Genomic DNA, 23,580 nt, shown 5'->3' with positions numbered 1-23,580 from the left:
GGCGGACCGGGTCCGCGCTCCGGTCGCGGCCCAGGGCGCGGCTCGTAGCGGGGCGGGCCGGGAGGCGGCGGGGGATGCGTCACATCGACGCGAGGGCCATCGTCAACGTGACGCGAAGCGGTTATGATAGATAACGTCAAATAGACGAGAAGCGTTGAGCCGCAATCAGAAAGGGTGCGTGCCGTGAACACCGCCCAACCCCTGGACGTCCAGCCCACCCCGCTCGCCCTCCTGCTGCTCGGCCGCGGGAACGACCCGAAGAGCGAGCGCGGCGTGGAGTGCCCCGGCGACCTGCCGGCCGCGTCCGACCCGGACCTGGTGGAACGCGCCCGCGCGGCGAAGGCGCGGCTCGGCGAGCGGGTCTTCGTGCTCGGCCACCACTACCAGCGGGACGAGGTGATCGAGTTCGCCGACGTGACCGGCGACTCCTTCAAGCTCGCCCGCGATGCCGCCGCCCGACCGGAGGCGGAGTACATCGTCTTCTGCGGCGTGCACTTCATGGCCGAGTCCGCCGACATCCTGACGTCCGACCGGCAACAGGTCGTCCTGCCGGACCTCGCCGCGGGCTGCTCGATGGCCGACATGGCCACCGCGGAGCAGGTCGCCGAGTGCTGGGACGTCCTGACGGACGCCGGGGTGGCCGAGGCCACCGTGCCCGTCGCCTACATGAACTCCTCGGCCGACATCAAGGCCTTCACCGGACGGCACGGCGGCACGATCTGCACTTCCAGCAACGCCGAGCGGGCCCTGGACTGGGCCTACTCCATTGGCGAGAAGGTGCTCTTCCTCCCCGACCAGCACCTCGGGCGGAACACCGCGGTGCGGAACCTGGGCATGTCGCTGGACGACTGCGTCGTCTACAACCCGCACAAGCCGGGGGGCGGCCTGACGACCGAGCAGCTCCGAGCGGCGCGGATCATCCTCTGGCGCGGGCACTGCTCGGTGCACGGGCGGTTCTCGGTGGACTCGGTGAACGAGGTGCGGGAGCGCATACCCGGCGTCAACGTCCTGGTGCACCCGGAGTGCAAGCACGAGGTCGTGGAGGCCGCCGACCAGGTGGGCTCGACCGAGTACATCATCAGGGCGCTGGAGGCGGCGCCGCCCGGCTCGAAGTGGGCGATCGGCACCGAGCTGAACCTGGTGCGCAGGCTCGCGGACCGCTTCGCGGCCGAGGACAAGCAGATCGTCTTCCTGGACCGCACGGTCTGTTTCTGCTCGACGATGAACCGGATCGATCTGCCGCACCTGGTGTGGGCGCTGGAGTCGCTCGCGGACGGCACGGTGGTGAACCGGATCGAGGTCGACCGGGAGACGGAGGAGTTCGCCCGGGTCGCTCTGGAGCGGATGCTCGCCCTGCCGTGACCCGCGAAGGGCCCCCTCCCCTTGCGGTCGGGTGGTGCCGACCCGCCGCTCCTCCCCCGCGGCGTCGCCGGGAGGGACAGCGGGGGCCGAGGGTCAGCCGCGTACGCCGCAGAAGTGGAGCAGGGCGGCCACCGAACGGTACGGGTCGGTGCGGCCAGCGCGCTCCTCGGCGGCGAGCAGCCGCTCCCACGCCCCGTCCCGGGGGACCTCCGCGTCGCCGGACGCCCGGTCGGTGAGGACCTGCACGCCGTACCACTGGCGCAGCGGCGCCCCGATGCCCGCCAGGGTGGCGGTGAGCGCTTCCCGCCGGTCGGCCCGGACGCTCCTGCCGAGCCGGTCGGTGCAGGTGGCGTCGTCGAACGCAGCGAGCGCCCGGTTCCAGTCCCCGTCCAGGGCCGGACGCATCGCCAGCGCGTCGGCGTTCAGCACGACCAGCGAGAGCAGCCCGCCGGGTGCCAGGACCCGGGCGAGGCCGGCGAGGACCGGCCCGGGCTCCTCGACGAAGCGCAGCGCCCCGTGGCAGAGCACCACGTCGAAGCTGCCGGGCGGGAAGTGCGCGCCCGTCTGCCGGCCGTCGCCGCCGACCAGCCGCACCCGGTCGCGTATCCCCGCGGGCTCCGCCGCGAGGGCCGCGCCGGCCGCATCGAGCACGGCCGGGTCCGGCTCCAGGCAGGTGACCTCGTGCCCTGCGCGGGCCATCCGCAGGCCGCGGCCCGTCCGGCCGATGCCGACGTCGAGGACCCGCAGCCGCCTGCCGACCGGAAAGCGGGCGATGATCTGCTCGTCGAGCTGCCGGGCCACGAGTTCCCGACGGACCGCGGCGCGCAGCGCGCCCTCGCCGGACTGCGGGCGTTCGGCCGCGCCTGGCGACTCCACCGCTTCGCTCATCAGCGCCGCGGTGCCTCGCCCCGGGCGACCTGCGCCTTCGGCAGCCGCATCCGGCGCATCTGGAGGGTCCGCATCAGGGCGTAGCCCGTCGCGCCGCGGTGGTTCTCGTCCGGCAGACGTACGCGCAGGGCCTTCTTCAGCCGGCGGCTGGTGAGCACCGAGTCGAAGATGATCATCAGGATGACACCCATCCACAGCAGCAGCGAGATGTTCTTCGCCTGCATCGACGGCAGCATGCTCATCACCAGGATGACCACGGCGATCGGCAGGAAGAACTCCGCCACGTGCCACCTGGCGTCCACGAAGTCGCGGGTGAACCGGCGCACCGCACCGCGGTCGCGCGCCGGCAGGTAGCGCTCGTCGCCGGTGGCCATCGCCTCGCGCTGTCGGGCGAGGTCCGCGCGCCGCCGCTCGCGGGAGCGCTTGGCGGCCTCCCTGCGGTTGGCCGGCGGCTTGGCCAGGCTGCGGCGCTGGTTCTCGGACTCCCGGCGCTTGGGCGTGGGACGGCCCTTGGGTGCCTGGGGGTCTCGGGTCTGCTCGGTCAGGTCCGCGCTCGCCCGGGCGGGGGCGGCCTGCTCTTCCTTGGAACGGCTTCGGAACACCCGGCAAGAGTACGTCGTGCCGCGCCGAGGTCCCCACTCCCGGTGGAGAACGATCCCGCAACGGTGCCCGACCCCGGTGCCCCTCTCGTCCCTGGGCGGGAGCTCACCGGCTCACGGTCGTCCTGGAGAATGAGCGCATCCGGCTCCGGACAGTGCGGTAATGGAAGCAGGGCCCGTACTGTGGGGTCGAAGAGGAATGCGTCAGGTCCGAGTCGGTTACGAAGGGGGCGCGCGAGGCCCATGAGCGGTGTCATGAAGCGGATGGGGATGCTGTTCCGCGCGAAGGCCAACAAGGCCCTGGACCGGGCTGAGGACCCGCGCGAAACACTGGACTACTCGTACCAGAAGCAGTTGGAGCTGCTCCAGAAGGTGCGGCGCGGTGTCGCCGACGTGGCGACCTCCCGCAAGCGCCTGGAGCTGCAGCTCAACCAGCTCAACGGCCAGTCGGAGAAGCTCGGCGAGCAGGGCAAGAAGGCCCTCGCGCTCGGCCGGGAGGACCTGGCCAGGGAGGCGCTGTCCCGGCGGGCCGCGCTCCAGCAGCAGGTCTCCGACCTCCAGACGCAGCACCAGACGCTGCAGAGCGAGGAGGAGAAGCTCACCCTGGCCTCGCAGCGCCTGCAGGCCAAGGTGGACGCCTTCCGCACCAAGAAGGAGACCATCAAGGCGACCTACACCGCCGCCCAGGCGCAGACTCAGATCGGCGAGGCCTTCTCCGGCATCTCCGAGGAGATGGGCGACGTCGGCATGGCCATCCAGCGGGCCGAGGACAAGACGGCGCAGCTCCAGGCGCGTTCCGGCGCGATCGACGAGCTGCTCGCCTCGGGCGCGCTGGACGATCCGACGGGCACGGCGAAGGACGACATCACCGCCGAGCTCGACCGCCTGTCCGGGGGCTCCGACGTGGAGCTGGAGCTCCAGCGGATGAAGGCGGAGCTGGCGGGCGGTTCCGGTGCGGACCAGCAGGCCATCGGGGGAGGCAGTGGCAGCAGCGCCCCGGGGCAGCAGGACACCCCGAAGTTCGACAAGCAGTGACCGAGCAGTGACGACCGTGGCCGTGAGCCGCCCCGCGAGAAGGAGCGCATCGTGATCGTGAGGATCATGGGGGAAGGCCAGGTGAAGCTGGACGACAGCCACTTCACCGAGCTGAACAGGCTCGACGACGAGCTGCTTGCCGAGATGGAGAACGGCGACGAGACCGGGTTCCGGCGCACGCTGGGCGCCCTGCTCGACGCCGTGCACCGGCTGGGGAGCCCGGTGCCGGACGACATGCTGGCGCCGTCCGAACTCATCCTGCCCGAGCGGGAGGCCACCATCGGTCAGGTCCGCGGCATGCTGAGCGACGAGGGCCTCATCCCCCTGGAGCCCCCCACCGCCTGAGGCCGCCCGAGGGCGGGCGGCCGTCACCCGATCAGCCCCGCGCCTCGTGCAGGCTCATCGGGCCGTAGATCCGGGCGGAGTCCTCGAACAGGGTGACCTGGTCGACACCGCCCTCCAGCAGCTCCTTCCAGATCTCCCCGATCCAGGACTCGGCGTCCCCCTGGGTGGAGAACTCCTCGGCCTCGATCGGCGACCCGGTCTCGCTGCCGTCCTGCTTCTCGAAACGCCACGTCCACGCCATGTCCGCCTCCTGGAGATCATCGGCATCACTGCCCGCAGCGTACTCGTGACGCATCGGGCACAGCCGGGGGTCCCCGCGCTTTCCCCGCCGGGACGCGAGACGATCGGACCGTGGAACTCACGCTGCTCGGCACCGGCGCCCCCGCCGGCCTCCCCCGGTCCGACTGCCCGTGCGCTGTCTGCGCGGTGGCGGCCGGTGAGGACGCGAGAGCGGCGACGGCGCTGCTCGTGGACGGCACCGTCCTGCTCGACCTGACACCGGGGCCGGCCTTCGCCGCGGCCCGGGCGGGCCAGTCGCTGCACGGGGTGCGCCAGGTGCTGCTGTCCCACCCGCAGGACGGACCGGCCCTGGAGCCGCCCGCGGGGCTGCCCGCGCCCGTCCGCCTGCCGGACGGGCAGCGGTTGTCGCTCATCAGCGGCCACCGGGTGCGGGCGAGGGCGCTGGACTCCCCCGGCACCGGCTACGAGATCACCAGCCCGGACGGCGGGCGGCTGCTGTACCTGCCGCCGGGCGCGGCGACCGCCGGTCCGCTCACCGCCGACGGGTCCGGCGTCCCGCCCTACGACCTGGTGCTGCTGGACGCGGTCGGTCGTCCGGACGCGCTGGCGAAGCTGCGCGCGGCGGGAGCGGTGGGACCGGCGACGGACGTGCTCGCCGTCCACCTCGACCACGGGGTACCACCCGGTGCGGAGCTCCGCCGGCGCCTCACGGCGCTGGGCGCGCGCTGCGAGCCGGACGGCACCACCCTCGTCCTCGGCGGATGCCGCGAGGTGCCGGACGTCCCGCGGCGCACGCTGGTGCTGGGCGGTGCGCGCTCGGGCAAGTCTCTGGAGGCGGAACGGCGGCTGGCAGCCCTCCCCGACGTCCGGTACGTGGCCACCGGCGGAACCCGGGAGGGCGACCGGGACTGGGCGGGCCGGGTGCGCGCCCACCGGGAGCGCCGCCCGCCCGGCTGGCGGACCCTGGAGACCTGCGACCTGGTGCCGTTGCTCGCGGACCCGGACGGGCCGCCCCTGCTGATCGACTGCCTCTCGCTCTGGCTGACCGACGCCATGGACGCCTGCGACGCCTGGTCGGACGAGGTGTGGGCGAACGGTGGCAGCCGGGTGCTCGCGGCCCGGGTGCAGGAGCTCGTGGCTGCGGTGCGCGGCACCCGGCGCACGGTGGTCGCGGTGAGCAACGAGGCCGGCTCCGGCGTGGTGCCCGCGACTTCCGCCGGACGCCGGTTCCGCGACGAACTGGGCCGTCTCAACGCGGCGTTCGCCGACGAGTGCGAGCAGGTGCTGCTGGTGGTGGCGGGCTGCGCGCTCCCGCTGCGCGGCTGAGCCGCGGGGTGGCAGGCGGGTAGCCTCCCGCCATGAGTGATGACCTGCTGGACCTCGACGACTTCAGCGACCTGATCCGGCGTCCGGACGGCGGCCTCCGCCGGGACGCCGAGGAGCGCCGGGCGCGCACCGGACCGGCCCGGGGGGCGCTCGGCCGACTGGACGAGCTGGGCGAGTGGCTCGCCGGGGTGCAGGGCCGGGTCCCGGCCCAGCCGCTGGTCCGGCCGCGCGCGGTGCTGTTCGCCGGGGACCACGGGGTCGCCGAGGCGGGTGTCTCGGCGCGTCCGGCGGGCTCGGCACACCGCCTGGTGCAGGCGGCGCTGGTGGGTTCGGACCCGGGCGCCGTACTGGCACGGGAGGGCGGTGTCCCGCTGCGCGTGGTCGACATGGCCGTCGACTGCGACCCGGCGGACCTGCCCGCGGACGTCACCCGCCACCGGGTGCGCCGCTCCGGCGGGCGTGCGGACGTCGAGGACACCCTGACCGCGCAAGAGGCCGAGCAGGCCTTCCGGGCCGGTATGGCGGTGGCCGATGAGGAGGCCGACGCGGGCACGGACCTGGTCGTGCTGGGCGACCTCAGCGTCGGCGGTACGACCGCGGCCGCCATCCTGATCGCCGCCCTCTGCGGGACCGACGCCTCGGTGGTGACCGGTCGGGGCGGCTCCCGCATCGACGACCTGGCCTGGATGCGCAAGTGCGCGGCCGTACGGGACGGGCTGCGCCGGGCCCGTCCGGAACTGGGGGCCCCGCTCCGGCTGCTGGCCGCGGCCGGCGGCGCCGACTTGACGGCCACCACCGGTTTCCTGCTCCAGTCGGCGGTGCGCCGCACACCGGTGATCCTGGACGGTGTGGTCTCGGCGGCGTGTGCCCTCGTGGCGCAGCGGGCGGCGTACCGGGCCCCCGACTGGTGGCTGGCCGGGCACGCCGGCGGCGAGCCCGCCCAGGCGAGGGCGCTGGACCGGATGTCGCTCACGCCACTGCTGGACCAGGGCCTGCGCTGCGGGGGCGGCGTCGGCGCGCTGCTGGCACTGCCGCTGGTCCGCGCGGCGGCGGCGCTGGCTGCCGAACTCCCGGAAGCGCTCGCGGCCGACGGGCCCGGGGCGGAGTCGGCGCCCGGCGACGGGACGGCGGCCGGGGCGGAGTCCCGGCCGCTCGACGCCACCTGAACGCCGCTCGCCGCCGAGCAGCCCCGCCCGCGTCACCACGACCCGCCGGGGACCGTTCCCGACGGTCGGCGGTAGCCTGCCCGGCGATGACCGACACCCCCGGCCGTCCCTGCGACGGCCTCCGCTTCGCCCTCGGCACGCTGACGGTGCTGCCGGTGCGCGTCACCCGCTGGGACCGCCGGGCGGCGCGCGGCGGGATGCTCTGGGCCCCTCTCGCGGGCCTGGTCGTGGGCTCGTCCGCCGCGGCGGCGGGAGCCGTCCTGCTGCTGCTCGGCGCGGGCCCGGTCGTCGCGGCGGTCGGCACCGTCGCCGTCCCTGCCGTGCTGACCCGCGGACTGCACCTGGACGGGCTCGCGGACGTCGCGGACGGCCTCGGCAGCGGGCGGGACGCGGCGGGCGCGCTGCGGGTGATGAAGCAGTCGGACATCGGTCCGTTCGGGGTGCTCGCCCTGGTGCTGACGCTGCTCGCCCAGACCGCCGCGGTGGCGGAGCTGTACGCCGCCGGGTGGGCCGCGGGAGCGCTGGGCTTCGCCGTCGCGGCCACCTCCGCCCGCACGGTGCTGACGGCCGCCGCCCGGCGCGGTGTGCCGGCGGCCCGGCCGGAGGGGCTGGGCGCGGTGGTGGCCGGCACGGTCCCGGCCGGCGCGGCGCTCGCGGCGGTGCTCGCCACGACGGGAGCGGCAGCCTCCGCCGGGCTCCTGTTCGGAGCCGGCTCGGCGTGGCAGCACGGAGCGGCGGTGCTCGCCGGGGCGGGCGCGGCCGAAGCGCTGCTGCGCCACTGCCGCCGCCGTTTCGGCGGGGTCACCGGCGACGTCTTCGGGGCCCTCGCCGAGACTGCGGGCACCGCCGCGCTGCTGGTACTGGTCCTGGGCTGAGCGGACAGCCCGCGCCCTTCCGCGCGGCCGGCCCGCCGGGGTACCTCCTCCGCCCCGACGGGAACCCGGGCGTAGGCTCAGGTCTCTCCGGACCTCGACGAACAGGATCGCCACCACCGTGACTGCACTCACCCTCAGCACATCGTCCGCCGCGGCGCTGCGTGCGGACGCCCTCGTCATCGGCGTCGCCAAGAGCGGGGACGACTCCGGCACCCCGGTCATCGCCCCCGGGGCGGAGGCCGTGGAGAAGGCCTTCGGCGGCAAGCTCGCCACCACCCTGGAGACGCTCGGCGCGAGCGGCGGCGAGGGCGAGGTGACCAGGCTTCCGGGGCCCGACGGGATCAAGGCACCGCTGGTGCTCGCGGTCGGCCTGGGCAACACCCCGGCCGACGGCGAGCCGTACTCCCCCGAGGCCCTGCGGCGGGCGGCCGGCAGCGCGGCCCGTGCGCTGGCCGGGCACGAGAGGGGCGCGTTCGCCCTTCCGCTCGGCGAGGACGCCGAGTCGCTGGCCGCCATCGCCGAGGGCGCCCTGCTGGGCGCCTACGCCTTCTCCGCGTACCGCAGCTCCGGGAACTCCGGGGACGGGAACAGCGCGGACGACGGCACGGCGAAGACCAAGGGCAAGGACAAGGGCGGCCGGAAGGCCAAGGACACCGGCGTGCCGCTGGCCGAGGTGGTGGTGGTCGGCGCGAAGGCGCGCGACAAGCACCACAAGGCCGCCGCGGAGCGCGCCCTGGTGGTGGCCGAGGAGGTCGCCCGGGCCCGTGACCTGATCAACACCCCGCCGAACGACCTGCACCCCCGGTCCTTCGCGGAACACGCCCGGACCGCGGGCAAGGAGCACGGCCTCAAGGTCGAGGTACTCGACGAGAAGGCACTCGCCAAGGGCGGTTACGGCGGAATCCTGGGCGTCGGGCAGGGCTCGGCGAATCCGCCCCGGCTGGTCCGGCTGAGCTACACGCACGCCAAGGCGGCCAAGACGCTCGCCCTGGTGGGCAAGGGCATCACCTACGACTCCGGCGGCATCTCGCTGAAGCCGGCGGGCCACAACGAGACCATGAAGTGCGACATGAGCGGCGCCGCCGCCGTCTTCGCCGCCGTGGTCGCCGCCGCCCGGCTGGGCCTGCGGGTCAACGTCACCGGCTGGCTGGCCCTGGCGGAGAACATGCCGTCCGGCAGCGCCATCCGCCCCGGCGACGTGCTGAACATGTACAGCGGCAAGACCGTCGAGGTGCTCAACACCGACGCCGAGGGGCGGCTGGTGCTGGCCGACGCGCTCACCCGCGCCTGCGAGGAGAGCCCGGACGCGGTCGTGGACGTGGCGACGCTGACCGGCGCGATGGTGTTCGCCCTCGGCAACCGCACCTTCGGCATCATGGCGAACGACGACGCCTTCCGCGCGGAGCTGCACGACACGGCCGAGGACGCCGGCGAGCAGTCCTGGCCGATGCCGATGCCGGCCGAGCTGCGCAAGGGCATGGACTCCTCGGTGGCCGACATCGCCAACATGGGCGAGCGGATGGGCGGCGGCCTGGTGGCCGGGCTGTTCCTCAAGGAGTTCGTCTCCGCGGACGTCCCGTGGGGCCACCTGGACATCGCAGGTCCGGCCTTCAACGAGTCCGGCCCGTTCGGCTACACCCCCAAGGGCGGCACCGGCACGGCCGTCCGCACCCTGGTCCGGCTGGCGGAGCGCACCGCCGGCGGCGAGCTCGGCTGATTCGTGCGACGGCGCGGCGGGGACGGTGGAGCGCCGCCCCTGCCGCGCCGTCCGCGCGTCCGCCGCCGACCTCGCAGCCGGGTGCGGGTGGCGGCACGTAGCATGTTCACTCAGAGCGTTCCCGGTCGCGCAGCCGCCGGTGGAGGCGTCCCGACTGGTCCGGTTCGGGCGGGTACGACCCGTGGTGCCCGCCCCGGAGCGCGGCCCGGCGTCCCACTGTCCGCCAACAAGTGCGAAGATGTTGTACCGGCAGGACAGGGGCCCGCTCAACCCACAGGGCCGAAGAATCAAGCGGCCGCACATACAGCCGCCCGGTCGTAGCCGACCGGCTCCGGCGCACCCATGCATGGAGGACGTGACGTGGCGAACGACGCCAGCACCGTTTTCGACCTAGTGATCCTCGGCGGCGGCAGCGGCGGTTACGCCGCCGCGCTGCGCGCTTCGCAGCTTGGTCTGGACGTCGCCCTGATCGAGAAGAGCAAGGTGGGCGGCACCTGTCTGCACAACGGCTGCATCCCGACGAAGGCCCTGCTGCACGCCGGTGAGCTCGCCGACCAGGCGCGCGAAGGCGCCGAGTTCGGCGTGAAGTCCACCCTTGAGGGCATCGACATGGCCGGGGTGCACAAGTACAAGGACGGCGTCGTCGCCGGTCTGTACAAGGGCCTCCAGGGCCTGATCGCCTCCCGCAAGATCACCTACGTCGAGGGCGAGGGGCGCCTCTCGTCCCCCACCTCGGTGGACGTGGGCGACCGCCGCTACGAGGGCCGGCACATCCTGCTGGCGACGGGTTCGGTGCCGCGGTCGCTCCCGGGGCTGGAGATCGACGGCGACCGGATCATCTCCTCCGACCACGCACTGCTGATGGACCGGGTCCCGAAGTCCGCGATCGTCCTGGGCGGTGGCGTGATCGGTGTCGAGTTCGCCTCCGCCTGGAAGTCCTTCGGCACCGACGTGACGATCGTCGAGGGGCTGCCGCACCTGGTCCCGGCCGAGGACGAGAACAGCTCCAAGCTGCTGGAGCGCGCCTTCCGCAAGCGCGGCATCACCTTCTCGCTGGGCTCCTTCTTCGAGAAGGCCGAGTACACCGACGGCGGCGTGAAGGTCAGCCTGGCCAACGGCAAGGAGTACGAGGCCGAGGTGCTGCTCGTCGCCATCGGCCGCGGCCCGGTCTCGAAGGGCCTGGGCTACGAGGAGGCCGGGGTCGAGATGGACCGCGGCTTCGTCCTGGCCGACGAGTACTGCCGGACCAACGTGCCCACCGTCTCGGCCGTCGGCGACCTGATCCCGACACTCCAGCTGGCGCACGTCGGTTTCGCCGAGGGCATCCTCGTCGCGGAGCGGCTGGCCGGGCTGAAGGTCGTCCCGATCGACTACGACGGCGTGCCCAAGGTCACCTACTGCCACCCCGAGGTCGCCTCGGTCGGCCTCAGCGAGGCCAAGGCCAAGGAGGTCTACGGTGCGGACAAGGTCGTGACGCTGAAGTACAACCTCGGTGGCAACGGCCGGAGCCGGATCCTCAAGACCCAGGGCGAGATCAAGCTCGTCCAGGTCCGGGACGGCGCCGTGGTCGGCGTCCACATGGTCGGCGACCGGATGGGCGAACAGGTCGGCGAGGCCCAGCTCATCTACAACTGGGAGGCGCTGCCGGCCGAGGTCGCCCAGCTCCTGCACGCCCACCCGACGCAGAACGAGGCACTCGGCGAGGCCCACCTGGCCCTCGCCGGCAAGCCGCTGCACTCCCACGACTGACCAGCCGGCGGGCGCCGGCACGGCGGCACGACCGAACCTTTCGCACTTTTGTTAAGGAGCAACAGAAACCATGGCGGTTTCCGTAACCCTTCCGGCGCTCGGCGAGAGCGTCACCGAGGGCACCGTCACCCGCTGGCTCAAGGCCGAGGGTGAACGTGTCGAGGCCGACGAGCCGTTGCTCGAGGTCTCGACCGACAAGGTCGACACCGAGATCCCGGCTCCGGCCGCGGGCGTGCTGGCATCCATCAAGGTCGCCGAGGACGAGACGGTCGAGGTCGGTGCCGAACTGGCGCTGATCGACGACGGCTCCGGCGGCGGCGAGGCGGCCGCTCCGGCCGCGGAGCCCGAGCCGCAGCAGCCCGAGCCGCAGCAGCCCGCGCAGCCGGAGCCCGCCGCCCAGCCCGAGCCCGCGCCGGCCGCCGAGAGCGGCGGTCAGGGTGGCGGTTCCGCCGAGGGCACCGACGTCGTACTGCCCGCACTGGGCGAGTCGGTCACCGAGGGCACTGTCACCCGCTGGCTCAAGGAAGTCGGCGACGAGGTCGAGGCCGACGAGCCGCTGCTGGAGGTGTCCACCGACAAGGTCGACACCGAGATCCCGGCGCCGACCGCCGGGACCCTGCTGGAGATCGTGGTCGGCGAGGACGAGAGTGCCGAGGTGGGCGCCAAGCTGGCCGTCATCGGTGCCGCCGGGTCCGCCCCGGCCGCGCGGCAGGCGGCGCCGGAGCCGCAGCCGGAACCGGCACCACAGCAGTCCGCGCCGGAGCCCGCACCAGCCCCCGAGCCGGCCCCGGCGCCCGCGGCGCAGCCCGCGGCGCAGCCCGCGGCGCAGCCCGCGGCGCAGGAGCCCCGGCAGCAGGCCCCGACCGCACCGCAGGCGCCGGTATCCGCCGCCCCGTCCGCGCCGACGCCCGGTGGCGACGGCGCCTACGTCACCCCGCTGGTGCGCAAGCTGGCCACCGAGAACGGCGTGGACCTCTCCTCGGTGCAGGGCAGCGGCGTGGGCGGCCGTATCCGCAAGCAGGACGTGCTCGCCGCCGCCGAGGCGGCGAAGACCCAGGCACCGGCGGAGGCGCCCTCCGCTCCGAAGGCGGCGGTCCCCGAGGCGTCCCCGCTGCGCGGCCAGACGGTCAAGATGTCGCGGATCCGCAAGGTCATCGGCGAGAACATGATGAAGGCGCTGAAAAACCAGGCGCAGCTCTCCACCGTCGTCGAAGTCGACGTCACGCGCGTGATGCGGCTGCGGGGCCGGGCCAAGGAGTCCTTCCAGGCCCGCGAGGGCGTGAAGCTCTCGCCGATGCCGTTCTTCGTGAAGGCCGCCGCCGAGGCGCTGAAGGCCCACCCGGTCGTCAACGCCAAGATCAACGACGACGGCACCATCACCTACCACGACGTCGAGAACGTGGGCATCGCGGTGGACTCGGAGAAGGGCCTGATGGTCCCGGTCATCAAGGGGGCCGGCGACCTCAACATCGCCGGCATCGCCAAGAAGACCGCCGAGCTGGCCGGGCGGGTCCGCACCGGCAAGCTGAGCCCGGACGACATGTCCGGCGGGACCTTCACCATCAGCAACACCGGTTCGCGCGGTGCTCTCTTCGACACCATCATCGTGAACTACCCGCAGGTGGCCGAGCTGGGCATCGGCTCGACCGTGCGCCGTCCGGTGGTCATCAACCACCCGGAGCTGGGCGAGACCATCGCCATCCGCGACATGGTCCACCTGACACTGTCGTACGACCACCAGCTGGTCGACGGCGCGGACGCGGCCCGCTACCTGGGGGCCGTGAAGGCCCGCCTGGAAGCCGGCGAGTTCGAGGGCGAGCTGGGTCTGTGACCCGCTGAACCCCGCTCCCCGACGCCCCCGCCCGGAACTCCTCCGGGCGGGGGCGTCGTCGTCCCGCCCGGAGGAGTTCCGGCGCGCGGGCCGGGGCGGTGGGCGGGGTTTCCCGCCCGTACCGCCCCACCACCGCCCGCGGGCGCCGTATCGTCGTTTCCCTCAGACCACGAGGAGAGCACCCATGGCCCCGCCCGTCGTCCACTCGCTGCGCGAGCAGATCCGCGAGCATCTCGTGGACGGGATCGTGAGCGGGCGGTGGAAGCCGGGCGAGCGGATCGTGGAGCGCCGCATCGCGGTGGAGCTGAAGGTCAGCCAGACTCCGGTGCGGGAGGCGCTGCGTGAACTGGAGGCGCTGCGCCTGATCGAGTCGGCGCCGAACAAGGGCGTGCGCGTGCGGCGGCTGTCCGCCGCCGATCTGGAGGAGATCTACCCGGTGCGGGCGGGGCTGGAGCAGATCGCCGCCGAGCTGGCGGCTCCTCGGCTGGCCGAGGACGTGGGACCGCTGGAACCGCACGTCGCGGCGCTGTACCGGGCCGACGAGGCCGGCGACGCGGAGGCCCAGGTGCGGCACACCGTCGCCTTCCACCGCGAACTGGTGCGGGCGGCGGGCAACAGCGTGCTGCTGCACACCTGGGAGTCGCTGGGCATCGAGATCTGGACGGCGCTGTCCATCCGCTGGCTGGGGACGGTGCAGCAGTCGTACGCGGAGGAGCACGAGACGGTGGCCCAGGCGTTCCGCCGCCGTGATCCCCGAGTGGCTGCGCTGGTCAAGGAACACGTGCTGGGCTGCGCTCCCCGCCCCTGACCAGGGAGAGGGCGACGCGGCACTCGGTGCCCGCTTTCGTGGCACGGAATGCCCATTTTACGGAACGGAAGCTTTTTACTGTCCCACCCTTTGATCGATCATCGATCGACGCTTACAGTCGATCCACGGGACCACCCCCTGTCCTGCCTGCCTGCTGTACGCCCCCCGTACCGTCCCCTCCCGGAAGGCGGCCACCATGACCGACCCCGTATCCGACCGGCCGAGCGAGCTGGACCAGCTTCCGGACCGCGACCCCCAGGAGACCGCCGAGTGGCGCGAGTCGCTGGACGCCGTCGCCACGGCGGCGGGGCCGCAGCGCGCCTCCTACCTGGTGCGGCGGACGGTCGAACACGCGCGGAACAGCGGCCTGGGGACGCCCGGGCTGCTGGAGACCGAGTACATCAACACCGTCCCCACCGCGGCGGAACCCGAGTTCCCCGGTGACGAGGCGATGGAGTCCCGCATCACCGCCTGGAACCGGTGGAACGCCGCCGCCATGGTGACCCGCGGCAGCCGGTACGGCGTCGGAGGCCACATCGCCACCTTCGCCTCGGCGGCCTGGCTCTACGAAACCGGTTTCCAGCACTTCTTCCGCGGCAAGGAGTCCGGCCCGAACGGCGGACCGGCCTCCGGCGACCAGCTCTACATCCAGGGCCACGCCTCCCCCGGCATCTACGCCCGCGCCTTCCTCGACGGCCGGATCGGCGAGGAGCAGCTGGACAACTTCCGCCGGGAGGCCGGCGGGAGCGGGCTCCCCTCCTATCCGCACCCGCGCAGGCTGCCCTGGCTGTGGGAGTTCCCGACCGTCTCGATGGGTCTCGGCCCGCTGTCAGCGATCCACCAGGCGCGCTTCAACCGCTACCTGACGCACCGCGGCATCAAGGACACCGCGGACTCCCACGTCTGGGCGTTCCTCGGGGACGGCGAAATGGACGAGCCGGAGTCCACCGCCGCCCTCGCGCTCGCCGCCAGGGAGCAGCTCGACAACCTCACCTTCGTGGTCAACTGCAACCTCCAGCGGCTCGACGGCCCGGTGCGCGCCAACTTCCGGATCGTGCAGGAACTGGAGGCGCAGTTCCGCGCCGCCGGCTGGAACGTCGTGAAGTCGCTGTGGGGCACCGCCTGGGACGAGCTGATCCGGCTCGACACGCAGGGCGCCCTGCTCCGGCGGCTGCGCGAGGTCCCGGACGCCCAGTTCCAGACCTACGCCACCCGGGACGCCGCTTACATCCGCGAGCACTTCTTCGGGGCCGACCCGGCGCTGGTGGAGATGGCGAAGCTGCTCCCCGACGCGAAGATCGCCGAGTGCTTCCACACCTCGCGCGCCGGCCACGAACCGCGGAAGGTGTACGCCGCCTACCGCGCGGCCGTCGAGCACCGGGGCGCCCCGACGGTGATCCTGGCCCAGACCGTGAAGGGCTGGACGCTGGGCGCGGGCTTCGAGTCGCGCAACGCCAACCACCAGATGAAGAAGCTCTCCGGTAAGGAGTTCCGCACGATGCGGGACCTGCTGGAACTGCCCGTCCCCGACTCCCGGCTGGACGAGGACCTGGTGCCGTACCTGCACCCGGGCCCCGACTCCCCCGAGGTGCGCTACCTCCAGGAGCGCCGGGCCGCGCTGGGCGGGCCCGCCCCCGCGCGCAGGGTCCACCCGGTCGCACTGCCCGACCCGGCTGAGAAGGCCTTCCAATCGACGGTCAAGGGCTCAGGCAGCCAGGAGGTCGCCACCACCATGGCGCTCGTCCGGCTGGTCAAGGACCTGATGAAGGACAAGGAGACGGGTCGGCGCTGGGTGCCGATCGTGCCCGACGAGGCGCGCACCTTCGGCATGGAGGCGCTGTTCCCGTCGGCCGGCATCTACTCGCCGCGGGGCCAGACGTACGACCCGGTCGATCGCGACCAGCTGCTGTACTACAAGGAAGCCAAAGACGGGCAGATCCTCAACGAGGGCATCACGGAGGCGGGTTCGGTCGCCGACCTGACCGCTGCCGCCACCTCGTACGCCACGCACGGCGAGCCGATGATCCCGTTCTACATCTTCTACTCGATGTTCGGCTGGCAGCGGACCGCCGACCAGTTCTGGGCGCTCGGCGACCAGTTGGGCCGGGGCTTCGTCGTCGGCGCCACCGCGGGACGCACCACGCTCACCGGTGAGGGGCTCCAGCACGCCGACGGCCATTCGCCGCTGATCGCCGCCACCAACCCGGCCGCGCTGTCCTACGACCCGGCGTTCGCCTACGAGATCGGCGTCATCGTCCGCGAGGGCCTGCACCGGATGTACGGCCCGGACCGCGGCCAGGACCAGAACGTCTTCTACTACCTGACGGTCTACAACGAGCCGATGCCGCAGCCCGCCATGCCGGAAGGCGTCGCGGAGGGCATCGTCAAGGGGCTCTACCGGTTCCGCACCGCCGAGGAGGCCGCGGCCCCGGAGACCGGGACCGGGCAGTCCGAGCAGGGGGGACGCGAGAACCGCGCGGTCCTCGCACAGGGCGCGCCGCGGGTGCAACTGCTGGCCTCCGGCACCGCCGTCCACTGGACGCTCCGGGCCCAGCGCCTGCTGGCCGAGGAGTGGGGCGTGGCCGCCGACGTGTGGTCCGCCACCTCCTGGGGCGAGCTGCGCCGGGACGCGCTGGAGTGCGACGCCGCCGCCCTGCACGGCGAGGAGCGCACCCCGTACGTCACCCGCGCGCTGGCCGACGCCCCGGGGCCGGTCCTGGCGGTCAGCGACTGGATGCGCCAGGTGCCGGACCAGATCAGTCAGTGGGTGCCGCAGGACTACTCCTCGCTGGGCACGGACGGTTTCGGCCTGTCCGACACCCGGGAGGGCGCCCGCCGCCACTTCGGCGTGGACGCGGAGTCCGTGGTGGTGGCCGCGCTGGTCCGGCTGGCCCGGCGCGGCGAGGTCAAGCAGGAGACCGTGCGCGAGGCCGCCGAGGCCTACGGTCTGCTCTGAGCCCCGCTCCCACCCGGCCCCGCCCCCGGCGGAGGTGCGGCCCCGTCAGCGGGGCCGGTCCCCACCGGGGGCGGCGGTCATCCCGTACGGTCCGTGGTCCCGGGCCCGGCGGGCCCGGGCTCGCCCGGCTCGGGGTCGGGCTCGTCCGGGTGGCCTCGGAGCTTGAGCAGGGCCGCGGCCAGGCCGCCCCAGACCACGGCGATGGTGACGAGCATCATGAGGATGGCGCCGGTGGACATCAGTGCTTCCTCCCGTCGAGCGGGTCGCTGTCGAGCGTTCCGCTCCCGGTGTCGTCGGGCCAGCGGAACAGCGAGATCACTCCGGCGATCACCACCGCGCCGGCGGCCACGCCCCACCCGGACCACAGCAGGAACGAGGTGGACATCCCTCCGTAGTTCTCGGAGAGCTCCTGGCGCAGCGCGTCCACCAGCATCCAGCTCAGCATGATCGGGGTGATGACCCCGAGGCAGAACCGCCACCAGCGGCCGAGCTGCACCGCGGAGGTGGCGTCGGCGTCCTGCTGGAGGAACGGCAGGGCGCGCAGCACCCAGGCCACCACGATCACCGCGACCAGGGCGGCGAGGACGATGCCGTACTGGTTGATGAAGTGGTCCGAGGCGTCCAGCAGGTAGAGGCCGTCGTCCGTCGGGAACAGCAGCAGCGAGACCGCCGCCACCGCGCCGCCGACTCCGAGCACGGCGGGCACCCGGCCCAGCCCGGTGCGGTCCTGCACGGCCGAGACGATGACCTGCACGATGCTGATCAGCGAGGTCAGGCCGGCGATGACCAGCGAGCCGAAGAACAGAATTCCGAACAGCCAGCCGAGCGGCATGTTGGAGATGATCGCCGGGAAGGCGATGAAGGCCAGTCCGACGCCGCTCTCCACGACCTCGCCGACCTCCACGCCGCTCTGCGCGGCCAGGAAACCGAGGGTCGCGAAGACTCCGATGCCCGCCAGGATCTCGAACGAGCTGTTCGCGAAACCGGCCACCAGCGCGGAACCGCTGAGGTCCGAGCGGCGGCGCAGGTAGGAGGCGTAGGTGATCATGATGCCGAAGCCGATGGACAGCGAGAAGAAGATCTGCCCGTAGGCGGCGACCCACACGCTGCCGTCGGTGAGCGCGCCCCAGTCGGGTGCGAAGAAGGCGTCCAGGCCCTCGGCCGCACCCTCCAGGGTGAGCGCCCTGACCACCAGCACCAGGAAGAAGGCGACCAGCAGCGGGATGAAGACCTTGTTGGCCTTCTCGATGCCGCGCCTGACGCCCATCGCCAGCACCAGGAGCACCACCACCCACACCGCGAGCAGGGGCCAGAACACCCCTGCGACGTAGTGCGAGATGCCGCCCGGCGCGTCCGCGGTCTGCAGGAAATCGCCGGTGAGGAAGGCGTCCGGCTCGTCGCCCCAGCTCTGGTCGGCGGAGAAGCCCACGTACCGCACCGACCAGGCGATGATCACCGCGTAGTAGCTGGCGATGACGAAGCAGATGACGACCTGCCACCAGCCGATGAACTGCGCCGGTTTGGCGAGCCTGCGGAAGGCGGAGGGCGGGGACCGCCGGTACTTGCGGCCGATGGTGTATTCGAGGATCAGCAGCGGGAGCCCGGCGGTGAGCAGGGCGACGAGGTACGGCAGCAGGAACGCTCCGCCACCGTTGTTGTAGGCCTCGGCCGGGAAACGCCAGATGTTCCCGAGCCCGACGGCCGAACCGATGGCGGCCAGCAGGAAACCCGCGCGGGTGCCCCACTGCTCGCGGGGTTGATGGGCCATAGTCAAATCCTTGCTCACTGTGCAGGTGACTGAACGTTAACAGTGCACCACGGGAGCGACATCTCGAAGGCTCCCGCCCGCCGGGTCTCCGGCCGGGTCGCCGGGTGCCGCCGGTGTGTCCGATCCGGAGCGGGGGAGGATGACGGCATGCGCGCTTCTCGGCTGATACGGATGGTGCTCCTGCTCCAGCACCGGCGGGGGATGACGGCCGCCGAACTGGCCGCGGAGCTGGACGTCTCCGAACGGACGGTCGCCCGCGACGTCTCGGCCCTGTCCGAAGCCGGGGTGCCGGTCTACGCCGAACGGGGCAGGACAGGCGGATATCGGCTGGTCGGCGGCTACCGCACGGGGCTGACCGGGCTCACCCGGGACGAGGCGGAGGCGCTGTTCCTGTCCGGGGTCCCGGCCGCACTGCGGGAGACGGGCCTGGCCGAGGCGGGAACGGCAGCCCGGCTCAAGGTCTCCGCGGCCCTCAGCCCGGAGCTGCGGGACGCCTCGGAGCAGGTCGCCCGGCGCTTCCACCTGGACGCCCCGGGCTGGTGGCGGGGCGCCGCGGCACCGCCACTGCTCGCGGCGCTCGCTGAGGCGGTCCGGGACGACCGGCCAGTGACGGCGTGTTACCGCCGTCCGGAGGGCGTGGTCGAGCGGTGGCTGGAACCGTACGGGCTCGTACTCAAGGCGGGCGTGTGGTATCTCGCGGCGGCGGCACGTCCGGAACGGCCGGAGGGGGTCCCGCTGCCGGGGAGCACCCGGGAGCCGGCGAAGGCACGGCGGGCGCCCGCTGCCCACCGGGTGTACCGGGTGGACCGGTTCACCGCCGTCGAGCCGCTCCCCGGCCGCTTCGTGCGGGAACCGGACTTCGACCTCGCCGCCTTCTGGTCGGAGCGCGCGGCGGCGTTCGCCCGTTCCGTCCTGCGTACGGAGGCCGTCGTCCGGCTGACCCCGGCCGGTGTGCGCCGGCTCCCGGCCGTGCACGGCGACCGCGCGGTGGTGGCGCGGGCGGTCGCGGCGGCGGAACCGCACGGGGACGCCGAGGGCCGGGTCACGGTGGTCCTGCCGGTCGAGTCCCTGGACGTCGCGTACAGCCAGGTGCTGGGCCTCGGGGCGGACGCGGAGGTGCTGGCACCGCCCGAGCTGCGGAACCGGCTGGCGCGAGCGGCACGGCTGACCGCCGCCCGCTACGAGGGCGGCTGACGGCCCGCCGGAGCCGCGCCGCCGGACGGCGCGTGGCCGGGTACTCCTCACTCGGCGGTCGGCGGTCGGCGGTCGGCGGTCCCCGCGGAGACCGCCGACACGGTACGCATCGCAGCGGTGAGGAGCAGGACTCCGGTCACGAGTGCGGGCAGGGGGCAGGGAGCGGCGACCGGCATCCGCTCACGGGCCAGTACAGGCACCGTCGGCCTGTGAGGCCGGTCACTCCCGGCGTCACGGTACGGCAACCGGTACCGGGGCCGGGCCGTCCCCGGTACCGGGGCGGTCCGCGACCCGGCCACGGACCGCCCCGGTACGTCAGCGGTACTCGGCAGCGTCGGCCTGCTTCCCGCCGACCACCACCTCGGCGATGTACCGCCACGCGTCCGGCCGCGAGCCGTCCGCGTCGGTGAACCCGTACTCCCGGGAGAGTGCGCCGCTGGAGAGCGAGCGGCCGTTCCAGCGGCCGACCTCCGGGTCGCAGGCGAGCGCGGCGACCGAACGGGCCACCAGCAGCGGCGACTCGGAGATGGCGAAGTGCGGGTCCTTGGCGGTGCCGTCCCGCCAGTTGTCCTCGCGTACCCCGAAGACGTCGAGCATGTGCTCGGAGCGCAGCCACCCGGGGCTGACGCACACCGCGTGACCGCCGTACGGCGCGAGTTCGGCCGCCAGCGCCTTGGCCATCCGGATCGGTGCGTACTTGGCCAGGTCGTAGCAGAAGTGGTCCCGGTACTCGGCGTTGGACTCGGCCGTGCCGTCGGTCACCTCGATCACCAGGGCTCCGGGGCGGCGGATCAGCAGCGGCAGCATCCGGTGGCTGGTGATCACGTGCGTGTCGACGCCGAGTCGGAGCATCCGCAGCCCGTCCCCCAGATCCGTCTCCCAGAGCTTCTTGTCGAAGGTGAGCAGGTGGTCGCCGCCCCAGATGTCGTTGACCAGGATGTCGAGCCGGCCCTGCTCCCGGTCGATCCGCTCGGCCAGTTCCCCGACCTGCTCCGGGTCGAGGTGGTCGACGGCGGCCGCGATCCCGGTGCCGCCGGCCGCGTCGATCAGTTCCCCCGTCTCCTCGATGGTCTCGGTCGTCCGGCCGACCTCGCTCGTCCGCTCGCGGGTGGTGCGGCCGGTGGCGTAGACCGTCGCGCCGGCCCTGCCCAGCTCCACCGCCATGGCACGTCCCGCGCCGCGGGTGGCGCCCGCTACCAGCGCCACCTTGCCCGTCAGTGCCCGTCCCGTCGTCATGCCTGCTCCTCGCGCTCGCTGCCGTCGGTGTCCGGCGCTGTTGCCACTATCGGCCCCCGGGCGCCGAACCGCAGGTCCGCTCGGACGGTCCGCGGCGCCGTCCGGGAGCCGGTGACCACGCTGGCAGCGATACCCGACAACCTCCGTCGTGTTTTTCGGCGGACCGCGGTCGGGGGCCGCGGAGCCACGCACCCTGGGCCGACGGATTCGCCCCGGGTCGGACCCACTCCGGGGCCCGCGGATCCCTCCGGGACGGCGGGCTCGGCGCCCGTGTGCAGGCGGCCGGTGAGGCGTTGCCGGAGCGGCGGCCGCACCGGTCGGCAGGGCCAGGACGGACCCTCGGCCTCGCCCCGCACCGCCCGGGACTCCCAGTTGACGGCCCGGGCGCCGCGTCCGCGCAGCGTGTCCAGTGCACAGGCGCTGCTCGTCCAGGTGCGCAGGGCCCGTGCGCAGCGCAGCACCCGCAGCCGGACCCGTTCGTAGCCGGGGTCGGTGCCGCTTCCCCGCGGCCCCGGCAGCGACCGGGCGGGCCACCTGGTAGTACCGAACGAGGGGCGCCTCCGCCTCGTCGACGACCCCCGAGGCCCCGGGTGTTCTGCGGCCCGGTGCGTGCTGCTTTCGGCCGGTCTCCCTGTACGCGGGGCGCTTCCCGGGAGGGCGGATCATTGGGACGTGGCCGCTCGGAGCGGCATCTGGCTTTCTCCTTGTCCCCGTTCCAACGAACCGTTCGTGGGACGGTCACACGACCGGACCTGCGTACCGGCGGCACCGGCGCGCGACGGACGGGGAACGCTCCCGGGTAACGACACGGCCGCGACTGGTCCCCTGGGCATGCGCCTCGGGGCACGAGCACCCATGCTGGTCCCGTGACGATGCACGAGGACGAGTTCTGGGAGCTGGTCGACAGCACCCGCACGGACGCCGACGGGGATTCCTGGGACCAGGCGGAGGCGCTGGTCGAGCGGTTGGCGGGGCTCGATCCGGAGTCCGTCACCGACTTCGCCCGGCATTTCGAGGCGCGTTTCCGGCGCGCGTACCGGTGGGACGTGTGGGCCGCCTCCCGGATCCTGCTGGACGACCCCGGCGAGGACGCGTTCGACGCCTTCCGCTGCTGGCTCGTCGCCCAGGGCCGCGAGGTGTTCGAAGGGGCGATGCACCAGGGCCCGGACGTGCTCGCCGAGCTGCTGCCGGACTTCGACGAGGAGTACGACGGCGACGGCGAGGAGATCGGCTACGCGGCCGACGAGGCCCACGAGCAGCTGACCGGGAGCGAGTTGCCGGAGCTGGGAGGGGTCGCGGGGCCGGAGGAGCCGCTCGGCACGCCGCTGGACCCGGAGGACGGCCGGGCGGTGGCCGAGCTGCTGCCCGCGTTGTGGAAGCGCTTCCGGGGCTGACTCCCGCGCCCGTTCCGGCGGTGCGGTCGGTGGCTCACGGGTACCGCACGTGCGGCCTCCCGGGCTGCTGGGCGCCCCGCGGCGGCGGACCGTGCGCAGCCCTGTACGCCCCGCGGCCGCCTGGTAGAGGGCGCTCCGTCTCGCCCCCGGGGGCGCGGTCCCGCAGGATGGGGGCATGCGTATCGCCCTCACCGGTTCCTCCGGTCTCATCGGTTCGGCTCTCCTGCGCGTGCTGCGCGAGGAGGGCCACACCGTGGTGCGCCTGGTCCGCAGACCGGCCGCGGAGCCGGACGAGGTCCGCTGGGATCCCGGGCGCGGCACGCTCGACGCCGCCGGGCTGGAGGGCTGCGAGGCGGTGGTCCATCTCGCCGGGGCCGGGGTCGCCGACCGGCGCTGGACCGAGTCCTACAAGCGGGAGATCAGGGACAGTCGGGTGCGGGGGACGGCAACCGTGGCGGAAGCCCTCGCACGGCTCGACGACCCGCCGGGCGTCTTCGTCTGCGGCAGCGCGATCGGGTTCTACGGGGACACCGGCGACCGGGCGGTGGACGAGACCGAGCCGCCCGGCACCGGGTTCCTGCCGGAGGTGTGCCAGGAGTGGGAGGCCGCCGCCGCTCCGGCCGCGGCGGCGGGCGTACGGACGGTGCACGCGCGCACCGGGCTGGTGGTGTCCCGGGAGGGTGGGGCATGGGGCAGGCTCTTCCCGCTCTTCAGGGCAGGGCTCGGCGGCAGGCTGGGCGACAGCAGCCAGTACTGGAGCTTCGTCGCCCTGGCGGACCACCTCGCCGCGCTGCGGCACCTCATCGACACGCCGGCGCTCGCCGGCCCGGTGAACCTGACCGCGCCGGAACCGGTGACCAACCGGGAGGTGACGGCCGCGATGGGCCGGGTCCTGCACCGCCCCACGGTCGCCGCGGTGCCCGCGGTGGTGCTGCGGGCGGCGCTCGGCGGCTTCGCCGAGGACGTGCTCGGCAGCCAGCGGGTGGTGCCCGCCCGGCTGCTGGAGTCCGGCTTCTCCTTCGCGCACCCGGGGATCGACGATGCCATCCGGGCGGCGCTGCGCTGACCGCCCCGGGGCCGCCCCCGGGCGG

The 23,580-nt window shown here is 73.5% G+C and carries 21 protein-coding genes; 14 read left to right on the top strand and 7 right to left on the bottom strand.

Features of this window, described 5'->3' with window-relative positions; all coding sequences use genetic code 11:
• Positions 1-183: 183 nt before the first annotated feature.
• Entirely contained in the window at positions 184-1,362 is a 1,179-nt protein-coding gene (gene nadA, locus H300_RS0100600; RefSeq protein WP_028425841.1) for a quinolinate synthase NadA, read from the top strand.
• Positions 1,363-1,455: 93 nt separating this feature from the next.
• Here the strand turns inward: nadA and H300_RS0100595 are convergent, their stop codons facing one another.
• Together H300_RS0100595 and H300_RS0100590 are read right to left on the bottom strand one after the other, a co-directional pair.
• On the bottom strand, positions 1,456-2,250 hold the full coding sequence (locus H300_RS0100595; RefSeq protein WP_078515608.1) for a methyltransferase domain-containing protein: 795 nt from the start codon (positions 2,248-2,250) through the stop codon (positions 1,456-1,458).
• Entirely contained in the window at positions 2,250-2,852 is a 603-nt protein-coding gene (locus tag H300_RS0100590) for a DUF3043 domain-containing protein (protein WP_028425839.1), read from the bottom strand. The genes H300_RS0100595 and H300_RS0100590 overlap by 1 nt, the downstream gene beginning before the upstream one ends.
• A gap of 252 nt (positions 2,853-3,104) precedes the next feature.
• Between H300_RS0100590 and H300_RS0100585 the strand changes: the two genes are divergently transcribed.
• Positions 3,105-3,884, top strand: coding sequence for a PspA/IM30 family protein (locus H300_RS0100585; protein ID WP_028425838.1), 780 nt, complete (start codon positions 3,105-3,107; stop codon positions 3,882-3,884).
• Positions 3,885-3,935: 51 nt separating this feature from the next.
• Positions 3,936-4,229, top strand: coding sequence for a PspA-associated protein PspAA (gene pspAA, locus H300_RS0100580; protein ID WP_028425837.1), 294 nt, complete (start codon positions 3,936-3,938; stop codon positions 4,227-4,229).
• A gap of 31 nt (positions 4,230-4,260) precedes the next feature.
• On the opposite strand, the gene H300_RS0100575 is transcribed toward pspAA, so the two are convergent.
• Positions 4,261-4,470 (bottom strand): hypothetical protein, encoded by a 210-nt coding sequence (locus H300_RS0100575; protein WP_028425836.1) that lies wholly within the window; start codon positions 4,468-4,470, stop codon positions 4,261-4,263.
• Positions 4,471-4,580: 110 nt separating this feature from the next.
• Between H300_RS0100575 and H300_RS0100570 the strand changes: the two genes are divergently transcribed.
• The 8 genes from H300_RS0100570 to aceE all read left to right on the top strand — a co-directional run bounded on the left by H300_RS0100570 (position 4,581) and on the right by aceE (position 16,897).
• The gene (locus H300_RS0100570; protein ID WP_028425835.1) at positions 4,581-5,795 is read left to right on the top strand and encodes a bifunctional adenosylcobinamide kinase/adenosylcobinamide-phosphate guanylyltransferase; all 1,215 of its coding nucleotides are present in this window, start codon (positions 4,581-4,583) and stop codon (positions 5,793-5,795) included.
• 32 nt (positions 5,796-5,827) lie between these two features.
• The gene (locus tag H300_RS0100565) at positions 5,828-6,961 is read left to right on the top strand and encodes a nicotinate-nucleotide--dimethylbenzimidazole phosphoribosyltransferase (protein ID WP_028425834.1); all 1,134 of its coding nucleotides are present in this window, start codon (positions 5,828-5,830) and stop codon (positions 6,959-6,961) included.
• Positions 6,962-7,047: 86 nt separating this feature from the next.
• Positions 7,048-7,836 carry an adenosylcobinamide-GDP ribazoletransferase gene (locus H300_RS0100560; protein WP_028425833.1) on the top strand — a complete coding sequence of 263 codons (789 nt, stop codon included), beginning with the start codon at positions 7,048-7,050 and terminating at the stop codon, positions 7,834-7,836.
• Positions 7,837-7,954: 118 nt separating this feature from the next.
• Positions 7,955-9,553 (top strand): leucyl aminopeptidase, encoded by a 1,599-nt coding sequence (locus H300_RS0100555; RefSeq protein ID WP_028425832.1) that lies wholly within the window; start codon positions 7,955-7,957, stop codon positions 9,551-9,553.
• Between the two features lie 360 nt (positions 9,554-9,913).
• Positions 9,914-11,302, top strand: a complete 1,389-nt coding sequence (gene lpdA, locus H300_RS0100550; protein WP_028425831.1) for a dihydrolipoyl dehydrogenase — start codon at positions 9,914-9,916, stop codon at positions 11,300-11,302.
• A gap of 70 nt (positions 11,303-11,372) precedes the next feature.
• Complete coding sequence (sucB, locus tag H300_RS0100545; RefSeq protein ID WP_028425830.1) at positions 11,373-13,133, top strand: 2-oxoglutarate dehydrogenase, E2 component, dihydrolipoamide succinyltransferase; 1,761 nt, start codon at positions 11,373-11,375, stop codon at positions 13,131-13,133.
• Between the two features lie 184 nt (positions 13,134-13,317).
• A complete protein-coding gene (locus H300_RS0100540) occupies positions 13,318-13,941 on the top strand; it encodes a GntR family transcriptional regulator (protein WP_028425829.1) in 624 nt (207 codons plus the stop codon).
• 196 nt (positions 13,942-14,137) lie between these two features.
• A complete protein-coding gene (gene aceE, locus H300_RS0100535) occupies positions 14,138-16,897 on the top strand; it encodes a pyruvate dehydrogenase (acetyl-transferring), homodimeric type (protein ID WP_028425828.1) in 2,760 nt (919 codons plus the stop codon).
• A gap of 77 nt (positions 16,898-16,974) precedes the next feature.
• Here aceE and H300_RS29645 read toward each other — a convergent pair whose 3' ends face one another.
• Complete coding sequence (locus H300_RS29645; RefSeq protein ID WP_078515606.1) at positions 16,975-17,136, bottom strand: methionine/alanine import family NSS transporter small subunit; 162 nt, start codon at positions 17,134-17,136, stop codon at positions 16,975-16,977.
• On the bottom strand, positions 17,136-18,665 hold the full coding sequence (locus H300_RS0100525; protein WP_028425827.1) for a sodium-dependent transporter: 1,530 nt from the start codon (positions 18,663-18,665) through the stop codon (positions 17,136-17,138). Before H300_RS0100525 ends, H300_RS29645 begins: the two co-directional genes overlap by 1 nt.
• Positions 18,666-18,812: 147 nt before the next feature.
• On the opposite strand from H300_RS0100525, the gene H300_RS0100520 reads away from it, so the two are divergent.
• Positions 18,813-19,859 carry a WCX domain-containing protein gene (locus tag H300_RS0100520; RefSeq protein ID WP_037978783.1) on the top strand — a complete coding sequence of 349 codons (1,047 nt, stop codon included), beginning with the start codon at positions 18,813-18,815 and terminating at the stop codon, positions 19,857-19,859.
• Between the two features lie 47 nt (positions 19,860-19,906).
• Here H300_RS0100520 and H300_RS31335 read toward each other — a convergent pair whose 3' ends face one another.
• Both H300_RS31335 and H300_RS0100510 read right to left on the bottom strand, forming a co-directional pair.
• Positions 19,907-20,059 carry a hypothetical protein gene (locus H300_RS31335; protein WP_158678300.1) on the bottom strand — a complete coding sequence of 51 codons (153 nt, stop codon included), beginning with the start codon at positions 20,057-20,059 and terminating at the stop codon, positions 19,907-19,909.
• Positions 20,060-20,174: 115 nt separating this feature from the next.
• Positions 20,175-21,095: an SDR family oxidoreductase gene (locus H300_RS0100510; RefSeq protein ID WP_028425825.1), complete on the bottom strand. Its 921-nt coding sequence runs from the start codon at positions 21,093-21,095 to the stop codon at positions 20,175-20,177.
• Between the two features lie 872 nt (positions 21,096-21,967).
• Between H300_RS0100510 and H300_RS0100505 the strand changes: the two genes are divergently transcribed.
• Together H300_RS0100505 and H300_RS0100500 are read left to right on the top strand one after the other, a co-directional pair.
• Positions 21,968-22,489, top strand: coding sequence for a DUF4240 domain-containing protein (locus tag H300_RS0100505; RefSeq protein ID WP_028425824.1), 522 nt, complete (start codon positions 21,968-21,970; stop codon positions 22,487-22,489).
• A 175-nt stretch (positions 22,490-22,664) separates the two neighbouring features.
• Positions 22,665-23,555 carry a TIGR01777 family oxidoreductase gene (locus H300_RS0100500; protein ID WP_028425823.1) on the top strand — a complete coding sequence of 297 codons (891 nt, stop codon included), beginning with the start codon at positions 22,665-22,667 and terminating at the stop codon, positions 23,553-23,555.
• Positions 23,556-23,580: the final 25 nt, after the last annotated feature.

The organism is Streptomyces sp. TAA040, assembly GCF_000424845.1.
The sequence above is the reverse complement of the archived record's forward strand: the minus strand, read 5'-3'. Positions and strand labels throughout refer to the sequence as shown.

Coding starts and splice junctions, on each gene's coding strand:
- H300_RS0100520 (WP_037978783.1), top strand. CDS start 18,813: ATGCGCGCTTCTCGGCTGATACGGATGGTGCTCCTGCTCCAGCACCGG.
- H300_RS0100565 (WP_028425834.1), top strand. CDS start 5,828: ATGAGTGATGACCTGCTGGACCTCGACGACTTCAGCGACCTGATCCGG.
- H300_RS0100510 (WP_028425825.1), bottom strand. CDS start 21,095: ATGACGACGGGACGGGCACTGACGGGCAAGGTGGCGCTGGTAGCGGGC.
- aceE (WP_028425828.1), top strand. CDS start 14,138: ATGACCGACCCCGTATCCGACCGGCCGAGCGAGCTGGACCAGCTTCCG.
- H300_RS29645 (WP_078515606.1), bottom strand. CDS start 17,136: ATGTCCACCGGCGCCATCCTCATGATGCTCGTCACCATCGCCGTGGTC.
- H300_RS0100585 (WP_028425838.1), top strand. CDS start 3,105: ATGAAGCGGATGGGGATGCTGTTCCGCGCGAAGGCCAACAAGGCCCTG.
- H300_RS0100500 (WP_028425823.1), top strand. CDS start 22,665: ATGCGTATCGCCCTCACCGGTTCCTCCGGTCTCATCGGTTCGGCTCTC.
- H300_RS0100540 (WP_028425829.1), top strand. CDS start 13,318: ATGGCCCCGCCCGTCGTCCACTCGCTGCGCGAGCAGATCCGCGAGCAT.
- sucB (WP_028425830.1), top strand. CDS start 11,373: ATGGCGGTTTCCGTAACCCTTCCGGCGCTCGGCGAGAGCGTCACCGAG.
- H300_RS0100560 (WP_028425833.1), top strand. CDS start 7,048: ATGACCGACACCCCCGGCCGTCCCTGCGACGGCCTCCGCTTCGCCCTC.
- H300_RS0100575 (WP_028425836.1), bottom strand. CDS start 4,470: ATGGCGTGGACGTGGCGTTTCGAGAAGCAGGACGGCAGCGAGACCGGG.
- H300_RS0100525 (WP_028425827.1), bottom strand. CDS start 18,665: ATGGCCCATCAACCCCGCGAGCAGTGGGGCACCCGCGCGGGTTTCCTG.
- H300_RS0100595 (WP_078515608.1), bottom strand. CDS start 2,250: ATGAGCGAAGCGGTGGAGTCGCCAGGCGCGGCCGAACGCCCGCAGTCC.
- H300_RS0100505 (WP_028425824.1), top strand. CDS start 21,968: ATGCACGAGGACGAGTTCTGGGAGCTGGTCGACAGCACCCGCACGGAC.